Consider the following 19999-nt stretch of genomic DNA (forward strand, 5'->3'; position numbering starts at 1 on the left):
TGATGCCTCCCCGCAGCGGGAGGTCCCATTCAATCCGAAAATTGCTCTGCCAGAATCCTGTCCGACCATGACCCGTCCGGATCGGACAGGATGCGCGCCGTCGTATCCTCGCTCTGCATGATCCGGACGCCGACCACCGATTTGACCTCGGTATTGTCGGCCGCGGCATTGACCGGGCGCTTCTCCGCTTCGAGCACGGTGATATCGACCGTCACCTTGTTCGGAAGCAGGGCGCCGCGCCAGCGGCGGGGGCGGAAGGCGCTGACCGGCGTCATGGCAAGCAGGGGCGCTTCGAGCGGCAGGATAGGGCCATGGGCGGAAAGATTGTAGGCGGTGGAGCCGGCTGGTGTCGTCACCATCAACCCATCGCAAATGAGTTCAGGCAGGCGGACGCGGCCGTCGATCTCGACCTTCAGCTTTGCCGTCTGGTAGGACTGGCGAAACAGCGACACCTCGTTGATGGCGAGTGCAATGCAAGTGCTGCCGTCGGCATTGCGCGCGGTCATCTGCAATGGATGAAAGGCGTTCTCGACAGCGGCTTCGATGCGCTCCGCCAGGCCATCCGTACGATAGTCGTTCATCAGGAAGCCGATAGAGCCGCGATTCATGCCATAGACGCGCTTGCCGGTATTCATCGTTTTGTGCAGCGTCTGGAGCATGAAACCGTCGCCGCCGAGCGCCACGACGATATCGGCCTCATCCTGCGGCGTCTGGCCGTAGAGGCGAATCAGTTCTTCCTGGGCCGCCTGTGCTTCTGGAGCGGGCGAGGCGACAAAACAGACGGATTGAAAATGACGCGACATGCAATGCCCTTCTGATGATTGTACTAGGTAATGGTATTCCCCCCATGCGACAAGACGTTTTGCAAAGACTGGTAAATCCGGTCTGGCTTCTGAGCGGGGATACTGAGGGAGGCGGCGGATTTTCTCTTTACACGAGATCAAAATCTGCTACTTGGCATGCCGATGTGCCCTTGTAGCTCAGTTGGTAGAGCACCTGATTTGTAATCAGGGGGTCGCGGGTTCGAACCCTGCCGGGGGCACCATCTTTTTCCGGGAACTTTGCCATCTCGCTGTCCTCGCTATGGAAAATAGGCGATGGCAGACTAATATGTGAGTGCCGACGCCTTCGGGATGTCCAATCGATCTTCAACATAAATCCTGTCCTTGGAAAAACATGACCAGCAAGCCTAAGAAGCCCAAACTCGAACACTCCGAGCTCTCTGGCGAGTTCACCGATGACGGCGTGACCGTTTTGGTCGATATCTTTCGTCCGGCCGGCACCAATGCCGACTGGCGGATGGAAGTCATCACGCCGGAAGAGGACCTGATCGAATGGGAAGAGCCTTTCGCGACCGACCGCGAGGCCTTCGACGAGTTCCTGGCAACGGTTGCCCGCGATGGCATCAGGTCATTCTTCGACGAGGCTGATCCGGCGATTCATTGAGCAAGTCTCTTAGTTGGCCGGATTCGCTTGCCGCCTCGGGTTCCAAGGTGCTCGCGCGCTCGATGCGGGCTCATTTACAATGGACGAAATAGGCATACACTTCTGTCGCTAATGGCGAGTGAGGATATGCTCATGCACGCGACGTCGAGGCATGCCGTGTTGGGATTGCCGCTTATCGTGATCACGGTGATCGCAAGCGTGTCGGCGCTGGCCGGCGAGAATTGCTATTGCAAAAATACGGATGGAAAACAGCATGCGGTCGGCGAGGTCGCATGCATGACCGTGGGCGGCAAGAGCTATCTTGCGCAATGTGAGATGAATCTCAACGTCACTTCATGGTCGAAGCTGCAAGAGGGATGCCCGGTCACAGAGAGGTCGCTCTGGCAGCAATCGGCGTGGCATAGGCCGCCGATTGCGGTCCAATGAACATTGCCAGCCCTATTTGCGGACCAGCAGAAGCGGCTCGCCTTCCTCTTCTTCGGATTTCTGGAAAGTGCCGTCCGGCTTCATGTCGAAGGAAAGCGAGGAGCCGTCGCTGCCCAGCATCACCAGCCCAAAACCTTCCGCCGCCCAGAGAGAAAGCTTGAGGTCGCCGATCTCGCTGGCGCAGTCGCCATTCGGCGACATCTTGGCGGTGCCGTCCGGATCCTTGTCGGTGGTCAAGGTGATATCGCAGACCGGCCTGCCATCCGGACGCTGGATGCGCCACGCGCCCGCAAGGCTTGCGGCGGTCGGTACGTGATCGACGTCGCCGAGCGCCGGCAACAGCCATGTGGGATTACCGCCCTCGCTCTGCCAGGGCGAGCCTTCTTCCTGCTGGAAACGCATGAGCAGCTTGCCTGTGGCATCGGCGATAGCAAGCGAACCGTCGTCGGTGAAATTCCACATGGTGGCCTTGGCGAGAGCGGGTAGGGGTGTTGCGCAGGCGTCCGCGCCCGTGATTTCGTAGCCGCTGGAGACCGCATTCGTTCCGAAGGTGAGGCGGCAGCCCTTGGCGCCGCTTTCAGGCGCGACCAGCCAGGTTCCAGCCTGACCCTGGATGAGTTCGCTGTCGGCCGCGCGGGCCGGTTGAACCACTGTGAAAGCAAGGGCGGCGGAAACCGCCGCGAGACCGAGAACACGGATCAATGCAAATTCTCCCAACGTGCCGCGGCGGCCAATGCACCGCTATGATTTGAGATAGGATCGCGTCGCATATAGCGCGATCGCAGCTGCGTTCGAGACATTGAGCGATTTGATGGCGCCCGGCATGTCGAGCCGCGCCAATGCATTCACCGTCTCCCGGGTCTTCTGGCGCAAACCCTTGCCCTCCGAGCCGAGCACGAGGGCGATCTTGTCGCCGCTGAACGTACCTTCCAGCGGCGCCGGACCTTCCGAATCAAGGCCGATCGTCGTGAAGCCGAGCCGATGCAGCTCGCTGAGCGCATCCGCGAGATTGGTGATCTGTATATAAGGGATGAGTTCGAGCGCGCCCGAAGCGGATTTCGCCAGCACACCCGATTCGGTCGGACTGTGGCGCTGCGTGGTAATCACCGCGCCGGCATCGAAGGCCACGGCCGAGCGCATAATCGCGCCGACATTGTGCGGATCCGTCACCTGATCGAGAACGAGCAGCAGCGGGCTGCCCTTCAGCGCTTCGAGACGGCGAACGGGCAGGGGACGCGTTTCCAGCATCACGCCCTGGTGGATTGCTTCAGGCCCCAGCACCTTGTCGATATCCTGCGGCGAGACGATCTCGACGGGGACGCCGAGGGAATCGACCGGGCCTATTTCCAGCCGCACCAGCGCGTTCTGCGTCGTCGACAGCTTGATATTCTTGCGCTCGGGATTGCCAAGGGCGGCGCGGACCGTGTGCAGGCCATAAAGGAGGACCTGGTCGGGCGCGAGCGCCGGTGGCTTCCAATCGTCCGTGCTCGCCCGCTTGCGCTTCTGCGGCGCCGGCGTCGGAATTTCACCACGCTCGCGTTTTGCGTCGCGATGCGCGCGGCGCAGGGTGGCGTAATGGGTGTCCTTGGCGGACTTGTCGCCGGCGGTATTGTCTGGGCCGGAGCGGCCGGGTGTTTTATCTTTGCTCATGCGGCTTTATAACCAGCGCCTTCCTGGGCGCATAGTCCTCTTTCGGCCGCAGACTTTTCCCACAGGCTGAAATTTTTTCGTCATTTTTGCCAATTCCTTGTGTTGACAGAAGGAAATCGTCCGGTCATATACGCGGCGCAGATGACGGCGGCGACGCCAACATCTAGCAAGCTTGGTCGCAAGATCCAGTCGGAATACTGGAGGGATGCCCGAGTGGTTAAAGGGGACGGACTGTAAATCCGTTGGCTCAGCCTACGTTGGTTCAAATCCAACTCCCTCCACCATTCCGCGCCGGATCTTGACCACCCGCGGGTATAGCTCAATGGTAGAGCAGCAGCCTTCCAAGCTGAATACGCGGGTTCGATTCCCGCTACCCGCTCCAAGCCTCTCAATCACCTAGCTATATTTCGTTTCAGTCGGCGTTGTCGGCCGAGTTTGCATTGGCGTTTCCGCTATATGCCAACTGGCTGCCGTGGCTATGCCGGCGAGGGGCCTTTGCCGGGTTAAGCGGTGCAGGATCGCGGACATTCTCCCCCAACCTGCTGCATCGACAGTTTTGGTCCTATATTGGAGTTTACCGGTAGGCACCGCGTAGAGGTGTTTGGCTGTCTGCGTGAGGCACGGCTCCGCCGTGCCGATCGAGGGCCGTTCTCTTCCTCAACTTGCCGATCGATCTCAGGCGGCGTTCAGATCGGCAATCTCGCCATGCTTTGCCAGCAGGCGAGGCGACGACATATCGCCAGTTTCGTCGTCGACCATTACAGCATAGGCCGCGACGCCGACGAATCGAGCCGCCATGGACGCTGCGATCTTCTCTGCGGATGGGATGCTTGAAGCCTGTCGCATCTCGCCTGGAACAAGGTTCCCGCGGTTCTTCCGGTACGGCAGGATGATAAATTTCTCAGCGGTGCTCATGACGTCTTCCTTATTTTGTTCACAAAATGTTCCGGTCTTGAGGAAGAGTCAAGCGCGTGGAAAATGCTGGAGAGCCCTTTTTGCAACCTGCCTCGTCTCAAATTGCATATTTGACACGAAGGGTTGCTTATATCCGCGCGAGCGATAGGTATTGCTCGGGCAACCGAAACGGGAGAGCGCAAATGGGTATCTTCGACAAGATCAAGGGTGCAATCTGGGGCGAGGCAAAGGCTGCCGAGGCTGCTCCGGCTCCAGCACAGACCACGGCAGCGACCGCGAATCCGGAGGCTGCGCCGACGCCGGCTCCTTCGGCGACCACGGCCGCAACATCGCCCGCGACCAGCGCGCCTGCTGCTCCGGTCGATATCGCCTCGATCCTCGATGCCGCCGTCAAGAAGAGCGGTCAGAAGCTGGATTGGAAGCATTCCATCGTCGATCTGATGAAGGCGCTTGGCATGGATGCGAGTCTTTCGGAGCGCAAGGAGTTGGCGCAGGAGCTCGGCTATACCGGCGACGCCGGCGATTCCGCCAAGATGAACATGTTCCTCCACAAGGCGCTGCTGAAGAAGCTCGCCGACAACGGCGGCAAGGTCCCGGCCGATCTTCTCGACTGATAAACGTCATGCCGCGGTGAACCGCATCCGTCGGCGGCATCGGATAATGCGATCACGATTGCGGTCGTTCGACAGCTCTGCGCCCTTTCCTTTCGGGAGAGGGCGCTCTGCGTTGGTGGGTATCCCTGTTCGGATGGATGTCGCATTCCTGCGTCAGGCACTGGAATTGCCTACGACAGGTTCCTATCTAAGCACTTGAACCGGCAAATGCTTTTATGTCTTTCCGGATCGGCCGGCAAAGCTTACGCGGCGAAGGAATGTCGAAGGCCGGGGATCATCTGCCATCGGCCAGGCTTCGCCCGGAATAGGCCCTGCAATTAAGTCTTGCGCAAACGCGACGAAAGCCTTAAACGGCGGCACTAAACCGGTTCGCCGGGGTCACTCATTACGTTCATAGGAAGCATTCAAATGGCAAAGAGTAAGTTTGAGCGCAATAAGCCGCACGTCAACATTGGTACGATTGGGCACGTTGACCACGGCAAGACGTCATTGACGGCAGCGATCACGAAGTACTTCGGCGAGTTCAAGGCGTACGACCAGATCGACGCAGCACCGGAAGAGAAGGCACGTGGTATCACGATCTCGACGGCGCACGTTGAGTATGAGACGCCTGCTCGTCACTACGCTCACGTCGACTGCCCCGGCCACGCTGACTATGTCAAGAACATGATCACCGGCGCTGCCCAGATGGACGGCGCGATCCTGGTTTGCTCGGCTGCTGACGGCCCGATGCCGCAGACCCGCGAGCACATCCTGCTCGCTCGTCAGGTTGGCGTTCCGGCGATCGTCGTGTTCCTGAACAAGGTCGACCAGGTTGACGACGCGGAACTTCTCGAGCTCGTCGAGCTTGAAGTTCGCGAACTTCTGTCGTCCTACGACTTCCCGGGCGACGACATCCCGGTTGTCAAGGGTTCGGCGCTTGCTGCTCTTGAAGACTCCGACAAGAAGATCGGCGAAGACGCGATCCGCGAGCTGATGGCCGCTGTTGACGCCTACATCCCGACGCCTGAGCGTCCGATCGACCAGCCGTTCCTGATGCCGATCGAAGACGTGTTCTCGATCTCGGGCCGTGGTACGGTTGTGACCGGCCGCGTCGAGCGCGGTATCGTCAAGGTTGGTGAAGAAGTCGAAATCGTCGGCATTCGCCCGACGTCGAAGACGACGGTTACCGGCGTTGAAATGTTCCGCAAGCTGCTCGACCAGGGCCAGGCCGGCGACAACATCGGCGCGCTGGTTCGCGGTGTTAACCGTGACGGCGTCGAGCGTGGTCAGATCCTGTGCAAGCCGGGCTCTGTGAAGCCGCACAAGAAGTTCATGGCCGAAGCCTACATCCTGACGAAGGAAGAAGGCGGCCGGCATACGCCGTTCTTCACGAACTACCGTCCGCAGTTCTACTTCCGCACGACTGATGTGACCGGCATCGTGACGCTTCCGGAAGGCACGGAAATGGTTATGCCGGGCGACAACGTCACGGTTGCCGTTGAGCTGATCGTTCCGATTGCGATGGAAGAAAAGCTTCGCTTCGCGATCCGCGAAGGCGGCCGTACCGTCGGCGCAGGCATCGTTGCCTCCATCGTCGAGTAATTCGAAGGCGGCCACTTCATCCCGAGTGGCCGATTCGACGACAATAATATGATGCAAGCGGCGGTAGCCGCTTGCTTATGACATGGAAATGTTGCAAATGGCGCGCGAGCGCGATTTGCACTCTGCTTCGGGTACCGAAGCAGCTGATGAAATTAACAATAAGGTGGGCCCAAAGGCCTAAAGAGTGGATGGGGATGCCGCAGCCGGCGTCCCTCTCGATCTTTGAAACCGGTGGTCCGCCTTAGGAAAAAGAACAATCCGTGCCCTTTTTTGAGCGGCACGCGAGATAACAAAACACAAGGATAACGTCGAATGAACGGCCAAAATATCCGCATTCGCCTGAAGGCGTTCGATCACCGGATTCTCGATGCTTCCACGCGCGAGATCGTGTCGACGGCGAAGCGCACCGGTGCTAGCGTCCGGGGCCCCGTTCCGCTTCCGACCCGTATCGAGAAGTTCACGGTCAACCGGTCCCCGCACATCGACAAGAAGAGCCGCGAGCAGTTCGAGATGCGCACGCATAAGCGCCTTCTCGACATCGTTGACCCGACCCCGCAGACGGTAGACGCGCTGATGAAGCTCGATCTCGCCGCCGGTGTCGATGTTGAGATCAAGCTCTGAGACCTGGTTCTCGAGCTGAGTGAGAAGGATTGAACCGATGCGTTCAGGTGTGATTGCACAGAAGGTGGGAATGACCCGCGTCTATAACGACGCCGGCGAGCATGTCCCGGTAACCGTACTGCGTTTGGATGGCTGCCAGGTCGTAGCCCAGCGCACAGTTGAAAAGAATGGCTACACCGCAGTTCAGCTGGGTGCCGGCCAGGCTAAAGTTAAGAACACGACGAAGGCCCTGCGCGGTCATTTCGCCGTCGCAAGTGTTGAGCCCAAGGCCAAGCTCGTTGAATTCCGTGTTACGGACGACAACCTGCTCGACGTCGGCACCGAGATCAAGGCTGCTCACTTTACGGCAGGCCAGCTCGTCGACGTGACCGGCACAACGATCGGTAAGGGCTTTGCCGGCGCTATGAAGCGTCACGGCTTCGGCGGTCTGCGCGCTACGCACGGTGTGTCGGTTTCGCACCGCTCGCACGGTTCGACCGGCTCGCGCCAGGATCCGGGCAAGGTGTTCAAGAACAAGAAGATGGCTGGTCACATGGGCCAGACGCGCGTGACGACGCAGAACCTCGAAGTGGTATCGACCGATGAAGATCGCGGTCTGATCCTCGTCAAGGGCGCGGTTCCCGGCTCCAAGGGTGCCTGGATCATCGTGCGCGATGCCGTCAAGTCGGCAGCGAAGTAAGGGAGCCAAACCAATGGAATTGAACGTCAAGACCCTCGAGGGCAAAGACGCTGGGAAGGTTTCCCTTTCTGACGCGATTTTCGGCCTGGAGCCGCGTGAAGACATTCTCGCCCGCGTCATTCGCTGGCAGCTTGCCAAGAAGCAGCAGGGTACGCATCAGGCAAAGGGCCGCGCCGACGTTTGGCGCACCGGTGCCAAGATGTACAAGCAGAAGGGTACGGGCCGCGCTCGTCACCATTCGGCTCGCGCTCCGCAGTTCCGCGGCGGTGGTAAGGCTCACGGCCCGGTCACCCGCAGCCACGAGCATGATCTGCCGAAGAAGGTTCGCGCCCTCGGCCTGCGTCACGCTCTGTCTGCCAAGCTGAAGTCCGAAGACGTTATCGTCATCGACAGCCTGATTGCAGCCGACGCTAAGACCAAGGCTCTGGCCAGCACTTTCGAGACGCTCGGCCTGACCAACGCGTTGTTCATCGGCGGTGCCGAACTCGACAACAACTTCAAGCTCGCAGCCCAGAACATCCCGAACATCGATGTTCTGCCGGTTCAGGGCATCAACGTTTACGACATCCTGCGCCGCGGCAAGCTCGTCCTGTCCAAGGCCGCAGTTGAAGCTCTAGAGGAGCGATTCAAGTGACGGATCTTCGCCATTACGATGTGATCGTTTCTCCTGCGATCACCGAAAAGTCCACTCTGCTTTCGGACAATAACCAGGTTGTTTTCAACGTTGCCAAGACCGCGACGAAGCCTGAAATCAAGGCTGCCGTCGAAGCGCTGTTCGGCGTCAAGGTTACGGCCGTCAACACCCTGCTGCGCCTGGGCAAGACCAAGCGGTTCAAAGGTCTCGTCGGCAAGCAGAAGGACGTGAAGAAGGCTATCGTGACGCTCGCCGAAGGCCAGTCGATCGACGTCTCCACCGGTCTCTGAGGAATAAGAAAATGGCATTGAAAACATTCAATCCGACGACCCCGAGCCAGCGTCAGCTGGTCATCGTCGATCGCTCCTCGCTCTACAAGGGCAAGCCGGTCAAGACGCTGACGGAAGGTCTGACTTCGAAGGGCGGCCGCAACAACACCGGCCGCATCACTGTGCGGTTCCAGGGTGGCGGTCACAAGCGCAGCTATCGTCTGGTCGACTTCAAGCGTCGCAAGTTCGACGTTGAGGGAACTGTCGAGCGCATCGAATACGACCCGAACCGTACCGCTTACATCGCTCTGGTGAAGTACACGGACGGCGAACTGGCCTACATCATCGCTCCGCAGCGTCTCGCTTCCGGCGACAAGGTCATTGCTTCGGAAAAGGCTGTTGACGTGAAGCCCGGCAACACCATGCCGCTGCAGTTCATCCCGGTCGGCTCCATCATCCACAACGTGGAAATGAAGCCGGGCAAGGGCGGTCAGATCGCTCGCTCTGCCGGTTCCTACGCGCAGCTCGTTGGTCGTGACCAGGGTATGGCGATCCTTCGCCTGAACTCCGGCGAACAGCGCCTCGTGCATGGCACCTGCCTCGCGACGATCGGTGCGGTTTCGAACCCGGATCATGCCAACATCAACGACGGCAAGGCCGGTCGTTCGCGTTGGCGTGGCAAGAAGCCGCATAACCGCGGCGTTGTCATGAACCCGGTTGACCATCCGCACGGCGGTGGTGAAGGCCGCACCTCCGGTGGTCGCCATCCGGTGACCCCATGGGGCAAGCCGACCAAGGGCAAGCGTACGCGGTCGAACAAGTCGACCGACAAAATGATCATGCGCTCGCGCCATCAGCGCAAGAAGTAAGAGAGGAAGTCTCAAGTGGCTCGTTCAGTATGGAAAGGTCCGTTTGTTGACGGCTATCTTCTCAAGAAAGCTGAGAAGGTGCGCGAAGGCGGACGTAGCGAAGTAATCAAGATGTGGAGCCGTCGCTCCACCATCATGCCGCAGTTCGTTGGTCTCACCTTTGGTGTTTACAACGGCAGCAAGCATATTCCGGTCAGCGTCAATGAAGACATGGTCGGGCACAAGTTCGGCGAGTTCGCCCCGACCCGTACCTACTATGGTCACGGTGCGGACAAGAAGGCGAAGAGGAAGTAACAATGGGCAAGGCAAAAACCGAACGCCGGCTGAAGGACAATGAAGCGCAGGCAGTTGCGCGCACGCTCCGTGTCAGCCCGCAGAAGCTCAACCTGGTCGCGGCTTCGATCCGCGGCAAGAAGGTTGATCGCGCGCTCGCAGAGCTGGAATTCTCGCGCAAGCGCATCGCTGGCGCCGTGAAGAAGACGCTCGAATCCGCGATCGCCAACGCAGAAAACAACCACGATCTCGACGTTGACTCGCTGGTCGTAGCGGAAGCTTACGTCGGCAAGTCGATCGTCATGAAGCGTTTCCACGCCCGTGGCCGTGGCCGTGCGTCTCGCATCGAGCGTCCGTTCGCGCACCTGACGATCGTCGTTCGTGAAGTTGAAGCTCAAGAGGAGGCCGCATAATGGGTCAGAAAATCAATCCGATCGGTTTTCGTCTTGGCATCAACCGTACCTGGGATAGCCGCTGGTTTGCGGACAATGCCGAGTATGGTCAGCTTCTTCACGAAGACCTGAAGATGCGCAAGTTCGTCATGAACGAACTGAAGCAGGCTGGTATCTCGAAGGTGGTTATCGAGCGTCCGCACAAGAAGTGCCGCGTCACGATCCACTCGGCTCGTCCGGGCCTGATCATCGGCAAGAAGGGCGCTGACATCGACAAGCTCCGCAAGAAGCTGTCGGACATGACGAATTCCGAAACGCACCTCAACATCGTTGAAGTTCGCAAGCCGGAAATCGACGCGACGCTGGTTGCCCAGTCGATCGCTCAGCAGCTCGAGCGCCGTGTTGCTTTCCGTCGCGCCATGAAGCGTGCCGTTCAGTCCGCGATGCGTCTTGGCGCCGAAGGCATCAAGATCACCTGCGCAGGCCGTCTCGGCGGCGCTGAAATCGCTCGTACGGAATGGTACCGCGAAGGCCGCGTGCCGCTGCATACGCTGCGCGCCGACATCGACTACGGTACGGCTGAAGCAGAAACCGCTTTCGGCATCTGCGGCATCAAGGTTTGGATCTTCAAGGGCGAAATCCTTGAGCATGATCCGATGGCCTCCGAACGCCGTGCGCTCGAGGGCGACGCCCAGGGTCCGGCTAGCCGCGATCGCGATAGAGACCGTCGCCGCGACAACGCTTGATAGCGTACGTGGCAGATAAGTTCGGAGAATAAGAAAATGTTGCAGCCAAAGCGTACGAAGTACCGTAAGCAATTCAAGGGTCGCATCAAGGGCATCGCCAAGGGTGGCTCTGACCTTGCGTTCGGTGAATTCGGTCTGAAGGCGCAGGAACCTAACCGCGTCAACGCTCGCGAAATCGAAGCGGCTCGCCGCGCGATCACGCGCTATATGAAGCGTGCCGGCCGTGTATGGATCCGCGTGTTCCCGGATGTTCCGGTAACCAAAAAGCCTACCGAAGTCCGCATGGGTAAAGGTAAGGGCTCCGTCGAATACTGGGCATGCAAGGTCAAGCCCGGCCGTATGATGTTCGAGATCGATGGTGTGAGCGAAGAAATCGCTCGTGAGGCTTTGCGCCTCGGCTCCGCCAAGCTCTCGGTCAAGACGCGCTTCGTGCAGCGCATTGCAGAGTAAGGAAGAAGCTCATGAAAGCCGCAGATGTTCGCGCCCTGAGCGCCGACCAACTCAAGGACGAGCTTGCCAAGCTGAAGAAGGAGCAGTTCAACCTGCGCTTTCAGAAGGCGACCGGCCAGCTTGAAAAGTCCTCGCGCATCAACGAAGTCCGCAAGGACATCGCTCGCATAAAAACCATTGCCCGCCAGAAGGCGGCAGAGGCAAAGGCCTAAAGGAAAAATAACATGCCGAAGCGCATTCTGCAGGGCGTCGTGGTCAGCGACAAGAACGAGAAGACAGTAGTGGTTCGCGTTGAGCGTCGTTTCGCTCACCCGCTGCTCCAGAAGACTGTTCGTCGTTCCAAGAAGTACAAGGCTCACGACGAGAACAATCAGTACAAGGTCGGCGACGTCGTTTCCATCGAGGAATGCGCGCCGATTTCCAAGGACAAGACCTGGACGGTCGTTTCCGCCCAGTCCAAGTAACAGAATTTCGCTCAGGCCCTTGCGCTTGGGCGAAATATCTGTATGAAGCACGAGCTTGGAAGCAGGACGCTCGATTACGGGCGTTCTTTTGCTTTAATGATGACTGGCAATGGCGATCCTGAGGGGTCCCCTGATGCCGCGAAATCAGACAAGAGACTAGTTCATAAGCCGGGGTAGGGGGTCGGCTGACCCAACCATTCCGGTAACAACAAGAAGGCGACCTGACATGATTCAGATGCAAACAAACCTCGACGTGGCGGATAATTCCGGCGCACGTCGTGTCATGTGCATCAAGGTGCTGGGCGGCTCGAAGCGCAAGTATGCCTCGATCGGCGACGTTATCGTCGTTTCGATCAAGGAAGCTATCCCGCGCGGCCGTGTGAAGAAGGGTGACGTGATGAAGGCGGTTGTCGTTCGTACCGCCAAGGACATCCGTCGTCCGGATGGCAGCGTCATCCGCTTCGATACCAACGCAGCAGTCCTCATCGACAACAAGAAAGAGCCGATCGGCACCCGTATCTTCGGACCGGTTCCGCGCGAACTTCGCGCCAAGAACCACATGAAGATCATCTCGCTGGCTCCAGAAGTACTGTAAGGAGCGGAGCGATGCAGAAGATCCGTAAAGGCGACAAGGTCGTCGTATTGACCGGTAAGGACAAGGGCCGCACCGGAGAAGTTGTTCAAGTGCTGCCGAAGGAAGACCGTGCGGTCGTTCGTGGCGTCAACGTCGTAAAGCGCCATCAGCGCCAGACGCAGACCCAGGAAGCCGGCATCATCAGCAAGGAAGCCCCGCTTCACCTGTCCAACATCGCGATCGTCGACAAGGACGGCAAGCCGACCCGCGTCGGTTTCAAGGTTGTGGATGGCAAGAAGGTCCGTGTGGCCAAGACCTCTGGAGAAGTGATCGATGGCTGAGGCAAAGTACGAGCCGCGGCTCAAGAAGGAATACGTCGCCCGCATCCGCGCGGCCATGCAGGAGCAGTTCTCCTACGCCAACGAGATGCAGATCCCGAAGCTGGACAAGATCGTGATCAACATGGGCGTCGGCGAAGCAACGGCTGATTCGAAGAAGCCGACTGTTGCTGCTGCCGATCTCGCGGCGATCGCTGGTCAGAAGCCGGTCATCACGCGCGCACGCAACTCCATCGCTGGCTTCAAGGTCCGCGAAAACATGCCGATCGGCGCAAAGGTCACCCTGCGCGGCGCCCGCATGTACGAGTTCCTGGATCGCCTGGTCAACATCGCGCTTCCGCGCGTTCGCGACTTCCGCGGCCTGAACCCGAAGAGCTTTGACGGTCGTGGCAATTTCGCCATGGGCATCAAGGAACACATTGTGTTCCCTGAGATCAACTACGACAAGGTTGATCAGATGTGGGGCATGGACATCATCGTTTGCACGACGGCGACGACCGACGACGAAGCACGGGCTCTTCTGAAAGAGTTCAACTTCCCGTTCCGTCAATAACCGTAACGACGAGCGTAGAAAAGGAACCCTGATATGGCGAAGACAAGCGCAGTTGAAAAGAACAAGCGCCGCCGCAATACGGTTGCCAACCAGGCCGCGAAGCGGGCTGCTCTCAAGGCAATCATCATGAACCAGTCTCTCTCGATCGAAGACCGGTTCAAGGCCACTCTGAAGCTGGCATCGCTCCCGCGCGATGGATCGAAGACCCGTATTCGCAACCGTTGCGAAGTTTCGGGCCGTCCGCGCGCGTACTACCGCAAACTGCGCATGTCGCGTATCGCGCTGCGTGAACTCGGCAACCTCGGCAAGGTGCCGGGCATCGTCAAGTCGAGCTGGTAAGGAGCAGATTAGATGACCATGACTGATCCTTTGGGCGATATGCTCACCCGCATCCGCAATGGCGCTTCGCGCCGCAAGTCGTCGGTTTCGACGCCTGCTTCCAAGCTCCGTGCACGCGTTCTCGATGTGCTCCAGGCTGAAGGCTACATCCGTGGCTACTCTGTCGTCGATTTCGGCAACGGCAAGTCTGAGCTCAGCATCGAGCTGAAGTACTACGAAGGCACATCGGTGATCCGTGAGATCGGCCGCGTGTCTAAGCCGGGCCGCCGAGTTTATGTCTCGGTTAAGTCCATTCCGCAGGTCGCGAACGGTCTCGGCATCACTATCCTTTCGACTCCGAAGGGTGTGATGGCTGATCACCAGGCTCGTGAACAGAATGTTGGTGGTGAGGTTCTCTGCTCGGTCTTCTAAGATCGAACAGGGATCTCCTTCGAAACAGACAGGTTTGAAAAAATGTCTCGTATCGGTAAGAAGCCCGTTCAGGTGCCTGCAGGGATCACGGCCTCGGTTGATGGCCAAAAAGTGACTGCCAAGGGCCCTAAGGGCGAGCTGTTTTTCGTCGCTAACGACGAAATCGGTCTCAAGCTGGAAAACAATGCAATCGTCGTAACGCCGCTTAACGACTCCAAGGACGCTCGCTCAAAGTGGGGCATGTCCCGCACGATGGTCGAGAACATCCTGAAGGGTGTTAAGGACGGCTACGAGCGGAAGCTCGAAATCAACGGCGTCGGCTACCGTGCCGCCCTGCAGGGCAAGAACCTGCAGCTCGCGCTCGGCTTCAGCCACGACGTGATTTATGTGCCGCCGGAAGGCATCACGATCGCTGTGCCGAAGCCGACGGAAATCGTCGTCACCGGCATCAACAAGCAGCAGGTCGGCCAGGTTGCCGCTGAAATCCGCGAATATCGCGGTCCTGAGCCCTACAAGGGCAAGGGTGTTAAGTATGCCGGCGAGCGGATCGTCCGCAAAGAAGGCAAGAAGAAGTAAGGATCACGCGAAATGGCTAGCAGGAAAGAAGCACTTGCACGTCGTGCCAACCGCGTGCGCCGTCAAATCAAGTCGGTGGCCAATGGCCGTCCGCGCCTGTCGGTTCATCGCTCGTCGAAGAACATCTACGCCCAGGTCATCGATGATGTGGCCGGCAAGACGCTTGCGTCTGCCTCCACCCTCGATAAGGATCTGCGCGGTTCTCTGAAGACCGGTGCCGACACCGCCGCCGCTGCCCTCGTTGGCAAGCTCGTTGCAGAGCGCGCCTCCAAGGCCGGCGTCAAGGAAGTCGTGTTTGACCGCGGCGCCTTCATCTATCACGGCCGCATCAAGGCTCTGGCCGATGCAGCCCGTGAAGGCGGCCTGACCTTCTGATCACGTTTCCGGCCGGTAGCTTATAAGCGCCGGCCGGATATTCACCGGACCGCAAGTTTCCCCTCAAGGGGAAGGCATGCGGTCTTTGTTGTTTGCCGATTGCACCCGGAAAAGAAAAAGGAAGAGGACAATGGCACAGGAAAAGAGGGGCTCGCGGGATGACCGTCAGAGCCGTGAAGAGCGCGATAGCGAATTCGTCGACAAGCTGGTCGCGATCAACCGCGTCGCCAAGGTTGTAAAGGGTGGCCGCCGTTTCGGTTTCGCCGCTCTCGTTGTTGTCGGCGACCAGAAGGGCCGCGTTGGCTTCGGTCACGGCAAGGCACGCGAAGTGCCGGAAGCGATCCGCAAGGCAACCGAAAGCGCCAAGCGCGACATGATCTTCGTACCGCTGCGTGACGGCCGTACGCTGCATCACGACGTCCATGGCCGCCATGGCGCCGGCAAGGTTCTGCTGCGCTCGGCCAAGGTCGGTACCGGTATCATCGCCGGCGGCCCGATGCGCGCCGTTTTCGAAACGCTCGGCGTTCATGACGTCGTCGCCAAGTCGACCGGTTCGTCGAACCCGTACAACATGGTTCGCGCCACGTTCGACGCCCTGAAGCACCAGGTTCACCCGAAGGACATCGCAGCTCAGCGCGGCATCAAGTATGCCACTCTGCAGGCTCGTCGCGCTGCTTCGGGCAACGCCGCCGAAGAATAAGGGAGTTTGACCTATGGCCAAGACGACCAAGAAGGCTGAAGCCAAGGCGACCGTTACGGTCGAGCAGGTTGGCAGCCCGATCCGCCGTCCGGATGTTCAGCAGAAGACGCTGATCGGTCTCGGACTGAACAAGATGCACCGTCGCCGCACGCTGGAAGATACCCCGGCCGTTCGTGGCATGATCCGTGCTGTCCAGCATCTCGTTCGCATCGTCGACGAGAAGTGAGCCGGAGGTAATTCGCTATGAAACTGAATGAGATCAAGGATAACGAAGGCTCGACCCACAGCCGCAAGCGCCTCGGCCGCGGCATCGGCTCCGGCTCCGGTAAGACCGGTGGCCGTGGTGTGAAGGGTCAGAAGTCCCGTTCGGGTGTTGCGATCAACGGCTTTGAAGGTGGTCAGATGCCCATCTATCGTCGCCTGCCGAAGCGCGGCTTCACCAACATCTTCGCTGCCGATTACGTTGTCGTATCGCTGGAGCGCATCCAGGCTGCCGTCGATGCCGGCAAGCTCGATGCCAAGAACACGATCGATGCTGCTGCCCTCAAGGCGGCCGGCGTGATTCGCCGCGTCAAGGACGGCGTTCGGGTTCTCTCGGACGGCGAACTGAAGGCAAAGGTTACGCTTGAAGTTGCAGGCGCATCCAAGTCGGCTGTTGAAAAGATCGAGAAGGCCGGCGGCTCCGTCAAGCTGCTCGCTTCTGTCGCAGAATAATATGATCAATAATCGCCCGAGGTGCTTCACTTCGGGCGATTTTGCTCCCATATGTGAGCCTCACGAACCTGAACGATGCGGCAGTGTCCTTCCGGTTGATAACGGGAACCAAGGGTGAGGCGTCCGATTGCATCGCAATCCGTCCGAAGCCCGGCTTTTAAACAATTTATTTACTGATTCCGGACCCGGCCGATTATGCCGGAATTGGTAATGCGGAGATTTGCATGGCTTCTGCAGCGGAACAATTGGCGTCCAATCTCAATTTTTCGACCTTTGCCAAGGCCGAGGATCTCAAGAAGCGCCTGTGGTTTACGCTCGGCGCTCTCCTCGTTTACCGGCTCGGTACTCATATTCCGCTCCCCGGCCTCAATCCGGCCGCTTATGCCCAGGCTTTCCACAACCAGTCGGGCGGCATTCTCGGCCTCTTCAACATGTTCTCGGGCGGTGCTGTACAGCGCATGGCGATTTTCGCGCTCGGAATCATGCCTTATATTTCGGCCTCGATCATCGTCCAGCTGATGACGTCAGTCGTCCCGTCGCTCGAAAACCTGAAGAAGGAAGGCGAGCAGGGCCGTAAGATCATCAACCAATACACCCGTTACGGCACCGTGCTGCTTGGCGCATTGCAGGCCTATGGCATTGCGATTGGCCTTGAGCATGGCAATGGCGTTGTAGTCGATCCGGGCTGGTTCTTCCGCATTTCCACCGTCATAACGCTGCTCGGCGGCACGATGTTCCTGATGTGGCTCGGCGAGCAGGTGACGTCGCGCGGTATCGGCAACGGTATCTCGCTGATCATCTTTGCCGGCATTGCCGCCGGTCTCCCGACCGCTCTGGCCGGCACGCTCGAACTTGGCCGTACCGGCGCGCTTTCGACGGGCCTCATTCTCGCCGTTCTCGTCGTTGCCGTCCTGGTCATTGCGCTCATCGTGTTCGTCGAGCGCGCGCAGCGTCGTCTGCTGATCCAGTATCCGAAGCGCCAGGTCGGCACCCGCATGTTCCAGGGCGATACGTCGCACCTGCCGCTGAAACTCAACACCTCGGGCGTCATTCCGGCAATCTTCGCATCCTCGCTGCTCCTGCTGCCGGCAACGGTCGCCGGCCTCGGCAACAACACGGCGCTTCCGACCTGGGTTACCTCGATCGTTGCGGCGCTCGGCCACGGCCAGCCCGTCTATATGGTGTTTTACGGCGCTCTGATCGCTTTCTTCGCCTTCTTCTACACGGCGCTGGTCTTCAATCCGAAGGACACGGCCGACAATCTGAAGAAGCATGGCGGCTTCATTCCGGGCATCCGTCCGGGTGAGCGCACCGCCGAATATATCGATTATGTGCTGACCCGCATTACGGTCATCGGCGCGATCTATCTCGTCTTCGTCTGCATCCTGCCCGAAATTCTCGTGTCCCAGACCGGTATTCCCTTGTCTCTGGGTGGTACTTCGCTTCTGATCGTGGTTAGCGTAACGCTGGATACGGTGGCGCAGATTCAGGGTCACCTGATCGCACAGCAATATGAAGGCCTGATCAAGAAATCGAAGTTGCGTGGAGGAAAGAGGGGGCGATGAGACTCATACTTTTAGGGCCACCGGGTGCAGGTAAGGGGACCCAGGCCCAGCGTATCGTGGACAAGTACGGCATTCCGCAGCTTTCCACAGGCGACATGCTGCGAGCCGCGGTAAGCGCGGGGACGGAAGTCGGCAAGCGCGCCAAGGCCGTCATGGATGCGGGCAAGCTCGTTTCCGACGAGATCGTCAATGCCATCGTCTCGGAGCGTATCGATCAGCCGGATTGTGCCAATGGGTTCATCCTCGACGGCTTCCCGCGTACTTTGGTACAGGCAGATGCCACCGAGCAGATGCTCAAGGCGAAGGGGCTGGAGCTTTCCGTCGTCATCGAGCTAAAGGTCGACGATGCGGAGCTGATTCGCCGCGTTTCCGGTCGCTATTCCTGCTCGAACTGCGGCAGCGTCTATCATGACACTGACAAGGTTCCTGCAACGGCGGGTGTCTGCGACAAGTGCGGCTCGACGCATTTCAAGCGCCGGCCGGATGACAACGCCGAAACGATGGCGACGCGCCTCCAGGTCTACTACAAGGAGACCTCGCCGCTGATCGGTTACTACTATGCCAAGGGCAAGTTGCAGAGCATCGACGGCATGGCCGATATCGAGCATGTGACCGATAGCATCGAAGCTATCCTGGCCAGGCTTTAAGTAGCTTAAAATAAACTAGCCGGGGGCGGTTGCTTTTTTGCACTGATTCCGCTAAACACCGCGCCAACTCGCGACATGCTATGCGATCGGCGCGGATTTCCAACGGGAAGTCCGAGCACGGTCGTTTTGACATGTGGCGGATGCACATCGAACAAGCAGCTCCCGGGCTGCATAACAAGACCCTTTGCCAAGGCAAAAGGAATGCAAGGAGAACAGGCGTGGCTCGTATCGCTGGCGTCAACATCCCGACTGCAAAGCGCGTAGTTATTGCGCTTCGTTATATTCACGGGATCGGACCGAAGTTTGCACAGGAAATCTGCGAGAAGGTCGGTATTCCGGCTGAGCGTCGCGTCAACCAGTTGACGGATGCTGAAGTTCTGCAGATTCGCGAAACCATCGACCGTGACTATCAGGTCGAAGGTGATCTGCGTCGCGAAACCGCGATGAACATCAAGCGTCTGATGGACCTGGGTTCTTACCGTGGCCTGCGTCATCGTCGCGGCCTGCCGGTTCGCGGCCAGCGCACGCACACCAATGCCCGCACCCGCAAGGGCCCGGCAAAGGCGATCGCTGGTAAGAAGAAGTAATTTCCGGGAAACCGGAAGTGGGAGGCTGGCGGTCCGCCGGCCTCTTTTGAGTTTGGAGTGGGGCTCGATGAGCGTCACTCCGGTGTAGCCGCTGGGATTACGGCGGTGCAGAGATCCAAGAAAGGACTAACATGGCCAAGGAAGCCGTCCGCGTTCGCCGTCGCGAGCGCAAGAATATCACGTCGGGCGTCGCACACGTCAACTCGACCTTCAACAACACGATGATCACCATCACCGACGCACAGGGCAACGCCATTGCCTGGTCGTCCGCTGGTGCCAAGGGCTTCAAGGGTTCGCGCAAGTCGACCCCGTTCGCTGCCCAGATCGCTGCCGAAGACTGCGCCAAGAAGGCTCAGGAACACGGCATGAAGTCGCTCGAAGTTGAAGTTTGCGGTCCGGGCTCCGGTCGTGAATCCGCTTTGCGCGCCCTCCAGGCTGCTGGTTTCATGATCACGTCGATCCGCGACGTGACCCCGATCCCGCACAATGGTTGCCGCCCGCGCAAGAAGCGTCGCGTCTGATCATCGCCACTCACGACACCGGCCGGGGTAGATGCGCCCGGCTTGGTGTTACTCAAGCTCGGTTGCC

General features: G+C 59.1%; 33 protein-coding genes and 3 tRNA genes. 32 read left to right on the forward strand and 4 right to left on the reverse strand.

The features are described from left to right. Positions 1 to 29 precede the first annotated feature (29 nt). Positions 30 to 803, reverse strand: coding sequence for an NAD kinase (locus tag GA0061102_RS05830; protein ID WP_092844911.1), 774 nt, complete (start codon positions 801 to 803; stop codon positions 30 to 32). Between the two features lie 166 nt (positions 804 to 969). Here GA0061102_RS05830 and GA0061102_RS05835 point away from each other — a divergent pair. From GA0061102_RS05835 to GA0061102_RS05845, 3 genes are all read left to right on the forward strand, one after another. After that, positions 970 to 1045, forward strand: a tRNA-Thr gene (locus GA0061102_RS05835). Positions 1046 to 1176: 131 nt separating this feature from the next. Next, positions 1177 to 1446: a hypothetical protein gene (locus GA0061102_RS05840; protein ID WP_092844913.1), complete on the forward strand. Its 270-nt coding sequence runs from the start codon at positions 1177 to 1179 to the stop codon at positions 1444 to 1446. 132 nt (positions 1447 to 1578) lie between these two features. Continuing rightward, positions 1579 to 1872, forward strand: a complete 294-nt coding sequence (locus GA0061102_RS05845) for a hypothetical protein (protein ID WP_092844915.1) — start codon at positions 1579 to 1581, stop codon at positions 1870 to 1872. Between the two features lie 12 nt (positions 1873 to 1884). Here the strand turns inward: GA0061102_RS05845 and GA0061102_RS05850 are convergent, their stop codons facing one another. After that, positions 1885 to 2574 carry an AprI/Inh family metalloprotease inhibitor gene (locus tag GA0061102_RS05850; RefSeq protein ID WP_092844917.1) on the reverse strand — a complete coding sequence of 230 codons (690 nt, stop codon included), beginning with the start codon at positions 2572 to 2574 and terminating at the stop codon, positions 1885 to 1887. A 39-nt stretch (positions 2575 to 2613) separates the two neighbouring features. Further along, on the reverse strand, positions 2614 to 3522 hold the full coding sequence (rlmB, locus tag GA0061102_RS05855) for a 23S rRNA (guanosine(2251)-2'-O)-methyltransferase RlmB (RefSeq protein ID WP_092844919.1): 909 nt from the start codon (positions 3520 to 3522) through the stop codon (positions 2614 to 2616). A 199-nt stretch (positions 3523 to 3721) separates the two neighbouring features. Between rlmB and GA0061102_RS05860 the strand changes: the two genes are divergently transcribed. Together GA0061102_RS05860 and GA0061102_RS05865 are read left to right on the forward strand one after the other, a co-directional pair. Then, positions 3722 to 3806 (forward strand) — tRNA-Tyr (locus tag GA0061102_RS05860). A gap of 24 nt (positions 3807 to 3830) precedes the next feature. Beyond that, a tRNA-Gly gene (locus GA0061102_RS05865) sits at positions 3831 to 3904 on the forward strand. Positions 3905 to 4197: 293 nt separating this feature from the next. Here the strand turns inward: GA0061102_RS05865 and GA0061102_RS05870 are convergent. Continuing rightward, the gene (locus GA0061102_RS05870; RefSeq protein ID WP_004122649.1) at positions 4198 to 4437 is read right to left on the reverse strand and encodes a hypothetical protein; all 240 of its coding nucleotides are present in this window, start codon (positions 4435 to 4437) and stop codon (positions 4198 to 4200) included. A 182-nt stretch (positions 4438 to 4619) separates the two neighbouring features. On the opposite strand from GA0061102_RS05870, the gene GA0061102_RS05875 reads away from it, so the two are divergent. The 27 genes from GA0061102_RS05875 to rpsK all read left to right on the forward strand — a co-directional run bounded on the left by GA0061102_RS05875 (position 4620) and on the right by rpsK (position 19932). Next, complete coding sequence (locus tag GA0061102_RS05875; RefSeq protein WP_092844921.1) at positions 4620 to 5051, forward strand: DUF3597 domain-containing protein; 432 nt, start codon at positions 4620 to 4622, stop codon at positions 5049 to 5051. Positions 5052 to 5459: 408 nt separating this feature from the next. Continuing rightward, positions 5460 to 6635, forward strand: a complete 1176-nt coding sequence (tuf, locus tag GA0061102_RS05880) for an elongation factor Tu (RefSeq protein ID WP_092844923.1) — start codon at positions 5460 to 5462, stop codon at positions 6633 to 6635. A 312-nt stretch (positions 6636 to 6947) separates the two neighbouring features. Continuing rightward, on the forward strand, positions 6948 to 7256 hold the full coding sequence (gene rpsJ / locus GA0061102_RS05885) for a 30S ribosomal protein S10 (protein WP_003547547.1): 309 nt from the start codon (positions 6948 to 6950) through the stop codon (positions 7254 to 7256). A 37-nt stretch (positions 7257 to 7293) separates the two neighbouring features. Further along, positions 7294 to 7935: a 50S ribosomal protein L3 gene (gene rplC, locus GA0061102_RS05890; RefSeq protein WP_092844925.1), complete on the forward strand. Its 642-nt coding sequence runs from the start codon at positions 7294 to 7296 to the stop codon at positions 7933 to 7935. Between the two features lie 13 nt (positions 7936 to 7948). Beyond that, the gene (gene rplD / locus GA0061102_RS05895; protein ID WP_092844927.1) at positions 7949 to 8569 is read left to right on the forward strand and encodes a 50S ribosomal protein L4; all 621 of its coding nucleotides are present in this window, start codon (positions 7949 to 7951) and stop codon (positions 8567 to 8569) included. After that, positions 8566 to 8859, forward strand: coding sequence for a 50S ribosomal protein L23 (locus GA0061102_RS05900; protein WP_007690755.1), 294 nt, complete (start codon positions 8566 to 8568; stop codon positions 8857 to 8859). The genes rplD and GA0061102_RS05900 overlap by 4 nt, the downstream gene beginning before the upstream one ends. An 11-nt stretch (positions 8860 to 8870) precedes the next feature. After that, complete coding sequence (gene rplB / locus GA0061102_RS05905) at positions 8871 to 9707, forward strand: 50S ribosomal protein L2 (RefSeq protein WP_092844929.1); 837 nt, start codon at positions 8871 to 8873, stop codon at positions 9705 to 9707. Positions 9708 to 9722: 15 nt separating this feature from the next. Then, the gene (gene rpsS / locus GA0061102_RS05910) at positions 9723 to 10001 is read left to right on the forward strand and encodes a 30S ribosomal protein S19 (RefSeq protein WP_004118389.1); all 279 of its coding nucleotides are present in this window, start codon (positions 9723 to 9725) and stop codon (positions 9999 to 10001) included. Positions 10002 to 10003: 2 nt separating this feature from the next. After that, positions 10004 to 10393: a 50S ribosomal protein L22 gene (gene rplV, locus GA0061102_RS05915; RefSeq protein ID WP_015339603.1), complete on the forward strand. Its 390-nt coding sequence runs from the start codon at positions 10004 to 10006 to the stop codon at positions 10391 to 10393. Beyond that, entirely contained in the window at positions 10393 to 11118 is a 726-nt protein-coding gene (gene rpsC / locus GA0061102_RS05920) for a 30S ribosomal protein S3 (RefSeq protein ID WP_004118393.1), read from the forward strand. Before rplV ends, rpsC begins: the two co-directional genes overlap by 1 nt. 36 nt (positions 11119 to 11154) lie before the next feature. Further along, on the forward strand, positions 11155 to 11568 hold the full coding sequence (gene rplP, locus GA0061102_RS05925) for a 50S ribosomal protein L16 (protein ID WP_092844931.1): 414 nt from the start codon (positions 11155 to 11157) through the stop codon (positions 11566 to 11568). A gap of 11 nt (positions 11569 to 11579) precedes the next feature. Further along, complete coding sequence (rpmC, locus tag GA0061102_RS05930; protein ID WP_004118398.1) at positions 11580 to 11780, forward strand: 50S ribosomal protein L29; 201 nt, start codon at positions 11580 to 11582, stop codon at positions 11778 to 11780. Between the two features lie 12 nt (positions 11781 to 11792). Beyond that, positions 11793 to 12032 carry a 30S ribosomal protein S17 gene (gene rpsQ / locus GA0061102_RS05935; RefSeq protein ID WP_004118399.1) on the forward strand — a complete coding sequence of 80 codons (240 nt, stop codon included), beginning with the start codon at positions 11793 to 11795 and terminating at the stop codon, positions 12030 to 12032. A gap of 226 nt (positions 12033 to 12258) precedes the next feature. Continuing rightward, positions 12259 to 12627, forward strand: a complete 369-nt coding sequence (rplN, locus tag GA0061102_RS05940; protein WP_003573790.1) for a 50S ribosomal protein L14 — start codon at positions 12259 to 12261, stop codon at positions 12625 to 12627. Between the two features lie 11 nt (positions 12628 to 12638). Then, entirely contained in the window at positions 12639 to 12947 is a 309-nt protein-coding gene (rplX, locus tag GA0061102_RS05945) for a 50S ribosomal protein L24 (protein WP_092844933.1), read from the forward strand. After that, positions 12940 to 13497, forward strand: coding sequence for a 50S ribosomal protein L5 (gene rplE / locus GA0061102_RS05950; RefSeq protein WP_069611901.1), 558 nt, complete (start codon positions 12940 to 12942; stop codon positions 13495 to 13497). The genes rplX and rplE overlap by 8 nt, the downstream gene beginning before the upstream one ends. Positions 13498 to 13530: 33 nt before the next feature. Further along, the gene (gene rpsN / locus GA0061102_RS05955) at positions 13531 to 13836 is read left to right on the forward strand and encodes a 30S ribosomal protein S14 (RefSeq protein ID WP_004118406.1); all 306 of its coding nucleotides are present in this window, start codon (positions 13531 to 13533) and stop codon (positions 13834 to 13836) included. A gap of 12 nt (positions 13837 to 13848) precedes the next feature. Next, a complete protein-coding gene (gene rpsH / locus GA0061102_RS05960) occupies positions 13849 to 14247 on the forward strand; it encodes a 30S ribosomal protein S8 (RefSeq protein ID WP_034507380.1) in 399 nt (132 codons plus the stop codon). A gap of 42 nt (positions 14248 to 14289) precedes the next feature. After that, a complete protein-coding gene (rplF, locus tag GA0061102_RS05965; protein ID WP_092844935.1) occupies positions 14290 to 14823 on the forward strand; it encodes a 50S ribosomal protein L6 in 534 nt (177 codons plus the stop codon). 12 nt (positions 14824 to 14835) lie between these two features. Next, entirely contained in the window at positions 14836 to 15198 is a 363-nt protein-coding gene (gene rplR / locus GA0061102_RS05970) for a 50S ribosomal protein L18 (protein WP_092844937.1), read from the forward strand. A 130-nt stretch (positions 15199 to 15328) separates the two neighbouring features. Then, positions 15329 to 15898 carry a 30S ribosomal protein S5 gene (rpsE, locus tag GA0061102_RS05975; RefSeq protein WP_092844939.1) on the forward strand — a complete coding sequence of 190 codons (570 nt, stop codon included), beginning with the start codon at positions 15329 to 15331 and terminating at the stop codon, positions 15896 to 15898. A gap of 13 nt (positions 15899 to 15911) precedes the next feature. Next, entirely contained in the window at positions 15912 to 16124 is a 213-nt protein-coding gene (gene rpmD, locus GA0061102_RS05980; protein WP_004118415.1) for a 50S ribosomal protein L30, read from the forward strand. Positions 16125 to 16141: 17 nt separating this feature from the next. After that, on the forward strand, positions 16142 to 16612 hold the full coding sequence (gene rplO / locus GA0061102_RS05985) for a 50S ribosomal protein L15 (RefSeq protein ID WP_092844941.1): 471 nt from the start codon (positions 16142 to 16144) through the stop codon (positions 16610 to 16612). 224 nt (positions 16613 to 16836) lie between these two features. Then, a complete protein-coding gene (gene secY / locus GA0061102_RS05990) occupies positions 16837 to 18177 on the forward strand; it encodes a preprotein translocase subunit SecY (RefSeq protein ID WP_092844943.1) in 1341 nt (446 codons plus the stop codon). Continuing rightward, positions 18174 to 18824, forward strand: coding sequence for an adenylate kinase (locus GA0061102_RS05995; protein WP_092844945.1), 651 nt, complete (start codon positions 18174 to 18176; stop codon positions 18822 to 18824). The genes secY and GA0061102_RS05995 overlap by 4 nt, the downstream gene beginning before the upstream one ends. 218 nt (positions 18825 to 19042) lie before the next feature. After that, positions 19043 to 19411: a 30S ribosomal protein S13 gene (rpsM, locus tag GA0061102_RS06000; protein ID WP_004118424.1), complete on the forward strand. Its 369-nt coding sequence runs from the start codon at positions 19043 to 19045 to the stop codon at positions 19409 to 19411. A 131-nt stretch (positions 19412 to 19542) separates the two neighbouring features. Continuing rightward, entirely contained in the window at positions 19543 to 19932 is a 390-nt protein-coding gene (gene rpsK / locus GA0061102_RS06005; RefSeq protein WP_004118426.1) for a 30S ribosomal protein S11, read from the forward strand. The last annotated feature ends 67 nt before the right edge of the window (positions 19933 to 19999 follow it).

Source organism: Martinezella miluonensis, assembly GCF_900094545.1.
GTDB lineage: Bacteria > Pseudomonadota > Alphaproteobacteria > Rhizobiales > Rhizobiaceae > Rhizobium > Rhizobium miluonense.

Bases quoted from the DNA above. Each gene is read 5' to 3' on its own strand.
- GA0061102_RS05830 (WP_092844911.1), bottom strand. From the start codon at position 803: ATGTCGCGTCATTTTCAATCCGTCTGTTTTGTCGCCTCGCCCGCTCCA.
- GA0061102_RS05840 (WP_092844913.1), top strand. From the start codon at position 1,177: ATGACCAGCAAGCCTAAGAAGCCCAAACTCGAACACTCCGAGCTCTCT.
- GA0061102_RS05845 (WP_092844915.1), top strand. From the start codon at position 1,579: ATGCACGCGACGTCGAGGCATGCCGTGTTGGGATTGCCGCTTATCGTG.
- rlmB (WP_092844919.1), bottom strand. From the start codon at position 3,522: ATGAGCAAAGATAAAACACCCGGCCGCTCCGGCCCAGACAATACCGCC.
- GA0061102_RS05870 (WP_004122649.1), bottom strand. From the start codon at position 4,437: ATGAGCACCGCTGAGAAATTTATCATCCTGCCGTACCGGAAGAACCGC.
- GA0061102_RS05875 (WP_092844921.1), top strand. From the start codon at position 4,620: ATGGGTATCTTCGACAAGATCAAGGGTGCAATCTGGGGCGAGGCAAAG.
- tuf (WP_092844923.1), top strand. From the start codon at position 5,460: ATGGCAAAGAGTAAGTTTGAGCGCAATAAGCCGCACGTCAACATTGGT.
- rpsJ (WP_003547547.1), top strand. From the start codon at position 6,948: ATGAACGGCCAAAATATCCGCATTCGCCTGAAGGCGTTCGATCACCGG.
- rplC (WP_092844925.1), top strand. From the start codon at position 7,294: ATGCGTTCAGGTGTGATTGCACAGAAGGTGGGAATGACCCGCGTCTAT.
- rplD (WP_092844927.1), top strand. From the start codon at position 7,949: ATGGAATTGAACGTCAAGACCCTCGAGGGCAAAGACGCTGGGAAGGTT.
- rplB (WP_092844929.1), top strand. From the start codon at position 8,871: ATGGCATTGAAAACATTCAATCCGACGACCCCGAGCCAGCGTCAGCTG.
- rplV (WP_015339603.1), top strand. From the start codon at position 10,004: ATGGGCAAGGCAAAAACCGAACGCCGGCTGAAGGACAATGAAGCGCAG.
- rpsC (WP_004118393.1), top strand. From the start codon at position 10,393: ATGGGTCAGAAAATCAATCCGATCGGTTTTCGTCTTGGCATCAACCGT.
- rplP (WP_092844931.1), top strand. From the start codon at position 11,155: ATGTTGCAGCCAAAGCGTACGAAGTACCGTAAGCAATTCAAGGGTCGC.
- rpmC (WP_004118398.1), top strand. From the start codon at position 11,580: ATGAAAGCCGCAGATGTTCGCGCCCTGAGCGCCGACCAACTCAAGGAC.
- rpsQ (WP_004118399.1), top strand. From the start codon at position 11,793: ATGCCGAAGCGCATTCTGCAGGGCGTCGTGGTCAGCGACAAGAACGAG.
- rplN (WP_003573790.1), top strand. From the start codon at position 12,259: ATGATTCAGATGCAAACAAACCTCGACGTGGCGGATAATTCCGGCGCA.
- rplX (WP_092844933.1), top strand. From the start codon at position 12,639: ATGCAGAAGATCCGTAAAGGCGACAAGGTCGTCGTATTGACCGGTAAG.
- rplE (WP_069611901.1), top strand. From the start codon at position 12,940: ATGGCTGAGGCAAAGTACGAGCCGCGGCTCAAGAAGGAATACGTCGCC.
- rpsN (WP_004118406.1), top strand. From the start codon at position 13,531: ATGGCGAAGACAAGCGCAGTTGAAAAGAACAAGCGCCGCCGCAATACG.
- rpsH (WP_034507380.1), top strand. From the start codon at position 13,849: ATGACCATGACTGATCCTTTGGGCGATATGCTCACCCGCATCCGCAAT.
- rplF (WP_092844935.1), top strand. From the start codon at position 14,290: ATGTCTCGTATCGGTAAGAAGCCCGTTCAGGTGCCTGCAGGGATCACG.
- rplR (WP_092844937.1), top strand. From the start codon at position 14,836: ATGGCTAGCAGGAAAGAAGCACTTGCACGTCGTGCCAACCGCGTGCGC.
- rpsE (WP_092844939.1), top strand. From the start codon at position 15,329: ATGGCACAGGAAAAGAGGGGCTCGCGGGATGACCGTCAGAGCCGTGAA.
- rpmD (WP_004118415.1), top strand. From the start codon at position 15,912: ATGGCCAAGACGACCAAGAAGGCTGAAGCCAAGGCGACCGTTACGGTC.
- rplO (WP_092844941.1), top strand. From the start codon at position 16,142: ATGAAACTGAATGAGATCAAGGATAACGAAGGCTCGACCCACAGCCGC.
- secY (WP_092844943.1), top strand. From the start codon at position 16,837: ATGGCTTCTGCAGCGGAACAATTGGCGTCCAATCTCAATTTTTCGACC.
- GA0061102_RS05995 (WP_092844945.1), top strand. From the start codon at position 18,174: ATGAGACTCATACTTTTAGGGCCACCGGGTGCAGGTAAGGGGACCCAG.
- rpsK (WP_004118426.1), top strand. From the start codon at position 19,543: ATGGCCAAGGAAGCCGTCCGCGTTCGCCGTCGCGAGCGCAAGAATATC.